Origin of the sequence: Mesorhizobium sp. M7A.F.Ca.US.014.04.1.1 (assembly GCF_003998745.1) — a bacterium.
Taxonomy (GTDB): Bacteria; Pseudomonadota; Alphaproteobacteria; order Rhizobiales; family Rhizobiaceae; genus Mesorhizobium; species Mesorhizobium ciceri.
The window spans coordinates 1-4,707 of record NZ_RZRW01000451.1; the positions used below are offsets into that span (position 1 = coordinate 1).

Below are 4,707 nucleotides of genomic sequence, written 5' to 3' on the forward strand. Positions count from 1 at the left end.
TCCAGGCGCTGGAGGAGACGCTGGCGATCCTCGACATCGAGGATTTCGACCGCGCCGCCGAGCTGCTCTTCCGTGCCAAGAACCGGGATTTCTATGGCGTCGGCGGCTCGGCGCAGATCGCGCGCGACGTTTCGCACAAATTCCTGCGCATCGGCATCCGCGCATCCGTCTACGACGATTCGCACATGATGCTGATGTCGGCCTCGCTGCTCGGCGGCGACGACATCGCCGTCGGCTTCTCGCATTCGGGCAACACGTCGGCCGTTATCGACGCCATTCAGTTGGCCCGCAAGAACGGTGCCCGCACGCTGGCCATCACCAATTACGACAACTCGCCCCTGGCCGCCGTCGCCGATATCGTTCTGTGCTCGACCGCGCAGGGTTCGCCGCTGATGGGCGAGAACGCAGCGGCCCGCATTGCCCAGCTCAACATTCTCGACGCGTTGTTCGTCGCGGTGGCGCAGCGCGACTATCAGGCGGCGGAGCGAAATCTCGGCCGCACTATGTCGGCGGTGACATCGAAACGAAAAGACCGGGGCTCATGACGACAACGCCGCTGGTGACCGTGTTCGGCAGCCTGCATTACGACATTATGGTCGACGCGCCCGACCGCCCGCGCAAGGGCGAGACGGTGACCGGCCATGCCTGGCACCCCAAATGCGGTGGCAAGGGCGGCAACCAGGCCGTCTCGGCGGCGCGAGCCGGTGTGTATGCGGCGATGATCGGCGCCGTCGGCGACGATGATTTCGGGCGGGCGTTGCTGGCCAATCTCGATCGCGCCAAGGTCGACCGCCGCTTCGTGCGGGTGGCCGCTGGCGCCGGCTCCGGCATGAGCGTGGCGATCTTCGACCAAGGCGGCGACTATGGCGCGGTGATCGTCTCGGGCAGCAATCTGGCACTGGGCCATGCCGACAGTGCCTCTGCTTCCGATGTGGTGGGACAGACGGCGGTGCTCCTGCTGCAGAACGAAGTGCCGGAAGCCGCCAACATTGCCGCCGCACGCGCAGTCAAGGCACGGGGCAGCCGCGTCGTGCTCAACGCGGCCCCCGCGCGCAAACTCTCCGAGGAGTTGATCGCCCTGGTCGACATATTGGTGGTCAACGCCATCGAGGCGGAATTCCTGGCTGGCACGGCAGTGGTCGAGACACTCGACGGGGCCGCGCAAGCCGCACGGCTATTGGCCGATCTCTATCCCGTGGCGATCGTCACGGCGGGCGGCGAAGGCGTCGCCTGTTGCGACCGGAGCGGCGAGGCCTTTGCGCTGTCCGCCATCCCGGTCAAGGTCGCCAGCACGCATGGCGCCGGCGATGAATTCGTTGGCGCGCTGGCCGCGGGACTTGCCCGTGGGCAGACCATGCGGGCGGCCATCACCGCCGCCAACGCGGCTTCGGCCTTGCTGGTCTCGACGCCAGAGGCCGAGCGCGACGGCATCTGACCGGCTGGTTTCCGTCTTGCCAGACCGCAGCAGCGGCCGCCTATCCTTGCGGCCTCGCGCGAATTCCGCTAAGGCGCGCCTTTGTCGCCGGGGAACACGGACTTGGACGATCAACGCGCCGACGTCGCCATCATCATGGGCAGCCAGTCCGACTGGGCGACGATGCGCCATGCCGCCGAAACGCTGGAAGCACTTGGCATCCCGCACAAGCGGCTCATCATCTCCGCGCATCGTACACCGGACCGGCTCTATGATTTCGCCAAGGGCGCCAAGGCGGCCGGTTACCAGGTGATCATCGCCGGCGCCGGCGGTGCAGCACACCTGCCCGGCATGACGGCGGCGATGACGCCATTGCCGGTGTTCGGCGTGCCGGTGGAATCGAAAGCGCTTTCCGGGCAGGATTCGCTGCTGTCCATCGTCCAGATGCCAGCCGGCATTCCCGTTGGAACGCTGGCCATAGGCAAGGCTGGGGCCGCCAACGCAGCCCTTTTGGCCGCCGCCGTGCTGGCCCTGAACGATGACAGCCTTGCCGTCCGTCTGGATGCCTGGCGCGCCGCGCAGACTGCCAAGGTCGCGGCTGAACCGACGGATACGCCGTGAGCCTGCCCGCCGGATCGACCATCGGTATCATTGGCGGCGGCCAGCTCGGCCGCATGCTGGCTGTTGCTGCCGCCCGTCTCGGCTACCGCACCGTGGTGCTGGAGCCGCAAGCGGATTGCCCGGCCGCACAGGTCGCCAACCGGCAGATAACAGCCGCCTATGACGACCCGGCCGCCCTTGCCGACCTGGCAGCGTCAAGTTCCGTCATCACCTACGAGTTCGAGAACGTCCCGGTCGCAGCGGCCAGCGCGCTGGCGGCCAAGGTTCCGGTCTATCCGCCGGCGCGTGCGTTGGAAGTGGCGCAGGACCGGGTGGACGAAAAAACATTCCTCAACGGCATCGGCATTGCCACCGCCGATTTCCACGCCGTCGACAATGATGACGAGCTGGCGGCGGCGCTGAAAGCATTCGACGGCAGCGGCATCCTGAAGACCCGGCGCATGGGATATGACGGCAAGGGCCAGCGCGTCTTCCGCAACATGGAAGCCGGCGGTTTTGCCGGCACATGCGAGGCGATGGGCAATGTGCCGCTGATTCTGGAGTCCTTCGTGCCGTTCGAGCGCGAGATATCGGTGATCGCGGCGCGTGGGCTGGACGGTGCGGTTGTCGCCTACGATCCAGCCGAGAATATCCATCGCAACGGCATTCTCCACACATCGACCTTGCCGGCCGCCATTATGCCGGAGACGGCGCAAGCAGCCCGAACGGCCGCATCGAAGATCCTTGCGGCGCTCGACTATGTCGGTGTCATCGGCGTCGAGTTCTTCGTGCTGGCCGATGGCTCGCTGCTGGCCAACGAGATCGCGCCGCGCGTGCACAATTCCGGCCATTGGACGGAAGCCGCCTGTGTCGTTTCGCAGTTCGAGCAGCATATCCGCGCCATCGCCGGCCTGCCGCTCGGCGGCCCGGACCGCCATTCCGACTGCGTGATGGAAAACCTGATCGGCGACGATGTGCTGCGCGTCCCGGAGCTTCTCGCCGAGCCCGATCTGATGCTGCATCTCTACGGCAAGACCGAAGCGCGGCCCGGCCGCAAGATGGGTCATTTCACTCGGATCAGACGTCGCGCCTCATAAGGTTGCCTACTGCGCGTCGTCGCTCTCGTCCTGCCCTGTATTGGCGCAACTCCCATCGCCTTCCTCGCAATTGGCCGCGGCAGCGAGCTGCTTGACGCGGTCATTGGTCAATCTGGGTCAGGCATTGCGAAACTTCCATCGAATGGATCGATCCGCCTTCGCTGGCGGCGGTGGAATGCGCGCACTCGGCATCGCGAAAAGTGATCCAGGCGCGTTGCGCCACCTGCAGCAATCTCTTGCCGTTGGCATCGTCCGAGCTGGTGAGGTTCTGATAGGCCGTGTTGAGCCTGGCGTCGGCCGCCTGGTAATCCTCGCCGGCACAGATGTTCATCATTTGCTGGCTGTCGTCGCTGCGGTCGCATTCCTGCGCGCGCGCAACCGAAGCTGCCGCCAGCAGGACAAGGCAGGCGGCCAGGAACATCCGGCGCATAGTCGTCTCCAAATCATTTCACGGCGACCGCATCATCCCAGCCGGCCCAGGGCCGCGCAATGCCGCAAGGCAGACATGGCGGATAATTGATGACAGGGATGATTCACAGCCGCTATGGAGCACGCTTGCGGTTGACAGGGACAAGGCTCCTCGTTTATGAGCCACCCACAGTTCAAAGGCGCGTCTTCTGGCGCGCCTTAAAATTTCGACCCAACCGGGTCCACACCGACAGGCAAGACCATGAAGATCAAGAATTCGCTCAAGGCGCTGAAGGCGCGTCACCGCGACAACCAGCTGGTTCGCCGCAAGGGCCGCATCTACATCATCAACAAGACCGCCCCGCGCTACAAGGCACGTCAGGGCTGAGTTTTCGGGCAGGAGGCTGTCGCCTCCGCCCATTTGATGCTTGTCGCCGTCTGCCGGCCTTTTCACGCCAAATTCAGTTTGACGTTCTCTCGCCCGGGACTAGAGTCCGGCGATGCGGATTCCTTTTGCATTTTTGACATCTCTGCTTGTTTCCGGCGTCATTTATGGCCCGGCATGGGCGGATGGTGCTGTCGCCCCGCCGTCCACTCAGGATGCGCCGCCCGCCCCAACGACGAAACAAGCCCGCCTCGATCAGCTGTTCAGCGACTTGAAACGCGAACGCAACGAAAAGGCGGCGGAGCGCATCGCCGGCAACATCTGGAGCGAGTGGTCGCAATCCGGCAGCGCCTCGATCGACCTGATGATGCAATGGTCGCAAAAAGCCGTCGAGGGCCAGAAGTTCGACGTCGCGCTCGATTTCCTCGACCAGGTGGTGACTTTGCAGCCTACTTATGCCGAGGGCTGGAACCGGCGCGCCACCGTCCATTTCATGATGAAGAACTACGGCAAGTCGATGTCCGACATCGACCATACGCTGCAGCTCGAGCCGCGCCATTTCGGTGCGCTGTCCGGCCTGGCGCAGATCATGGCGTTGACCGGCCACAAGCAATCGGCGCTCGAGGCCTGGCAAAAGGTGCTGGCCATCTATCCGATGATGCGCAGCGCCCAGGACCAGGTCGGCACGATTTCGGAGGAACTTGCCGGTGAAGGCATTTGATTGCTCTAGGGGAGTAAGGGAATAGGGCAGTAAGACAGTAGGGGCAGATCGCACCTGCGGAACACACACCCTACTCCCCTAC

Annotated in this window: 6 protein-coding genes and 1 pseudogene; 6 read left to right on the plus strand and 1 reads right to left on the minus strand. The window is 64.5% G+C overall.

Translation table 11 applies throughout. From position 1 onward, the window contains the following. From EOA22_RS24715 to EOA22_RS24730, 4 genes are all read left to right on the plus strand, one after another. Positions 1–545 (plus strand): SIS domain-containing protein (locus EOA22_RS24715; protein WP_127390275.1); only part of this gene is annotated, 545 nt, incomplete at its 5' end. After that, complete coding sequence (locus EOA22_RS24720; protein ID WP_063169170.1) at positions 542–1,435, plus strand: ribokinase; 894 nt, start codon at positions 542–544, stop codon at positions 1,433–1,435. The genes EOA22_RS24715 and EOA22_RS24720, both read left to right, overlap by 4 nt. A gap of 102 nt (positions 1,436–1,537) precedes the next feature. Further along, the gene (gene purE, locus EOA22_RS24725; protein WP_063169171.1) at positions 1,538–2,035 is read left to right on the plus strand and encodes a 5-(carboxyamino)imidazole ribonucleotide mutase; all 498 of its coding nucleotides are present in this window, start codon (positions 1,538–1,540) and stop codon (positions 2,033–2,035) included. Then, complete coding sequence (locus tag EOA22_RS24730) at positions 2,032–3,111, plus strand: 5-(carboxyamino)imidazole ribonucleotide synthase (protein WP_063169172.1); 1,080 nt, start codon at positions 2,032–2,034, stop codon at positions 3,109–3,111. Before purE ends, EOA22_RS24730 begins: the two co-directional genes overlap by 4 nt. Before the next feature lie 6 nt (positions 3,112–3,117). On the opposite strand, the pseudogene EOA22_RS24735 reads toward EOA22_RS24730, so the two are convergent. Continuing rightward, a pseudogene (locus EOA22_RS24735) lies at positions 3,118–3,541 on the minus strand (lysozyme inhibitor LprI family protein). Positions 3,542–3,781: 240 nt separating this feature from the next. Here EOA22_RS24735 and ykgO point away from each other — a divergent pair. Then, the gene (gene ykgO / locus EOA22_RS24740) at positions 3,782–3,907 is read left to right on the plus strand and encodes a type B 50S ribosomal protein L36 (RefSeq protein ID WP_006203764.1); all 126 of its coding nucleotides are present in this window, start codon (positions 3,782–3,784) and stop codon (positions 3,905–3,907) included. Between the two features lie 112 nt (positions 3,908–4,019). Further along, the gene (locus EOA22_RS24745; RefSeq protein ID WP_063169173.1) at positions 4,020–4,625 is read left to right on the plus strand and encodes a hypothetical protein; all 606 of its coding nucleotides are present in this window, start codon (positions 4,020–4,022) and stop codon (positions 4,623–4,625) included. The last annotated feature ends 82 nt before the right edge of the window (positions 4,626–4,707 follow it).

What these genes read in the sequence shown, in the direction of transcription:
- EOA22_RS24720 (WP_063169170.1), top strand. Translation starts at nt 542, where the DNA reads ATGACGACAACGCCGCTGGTGACCGTGTTCGGCAGCCTGCATTACGAC.
- ykgO (WP_006203764.1), top strand. Translation starts at nt 3,782, where the DNA reads ATGAAGATCAAGAATTCGCTCAAGGCGCTGAAGGCGCGTCACCGCGAC.
- EOA22_RS24745 (WP_063169173.1), top strand. Translation starts at nt 4,020, where the DNA reads ATGCGGATTCCTTTTGCATTTTTGACATCTCTGCTTGTTTCCGGCGTC.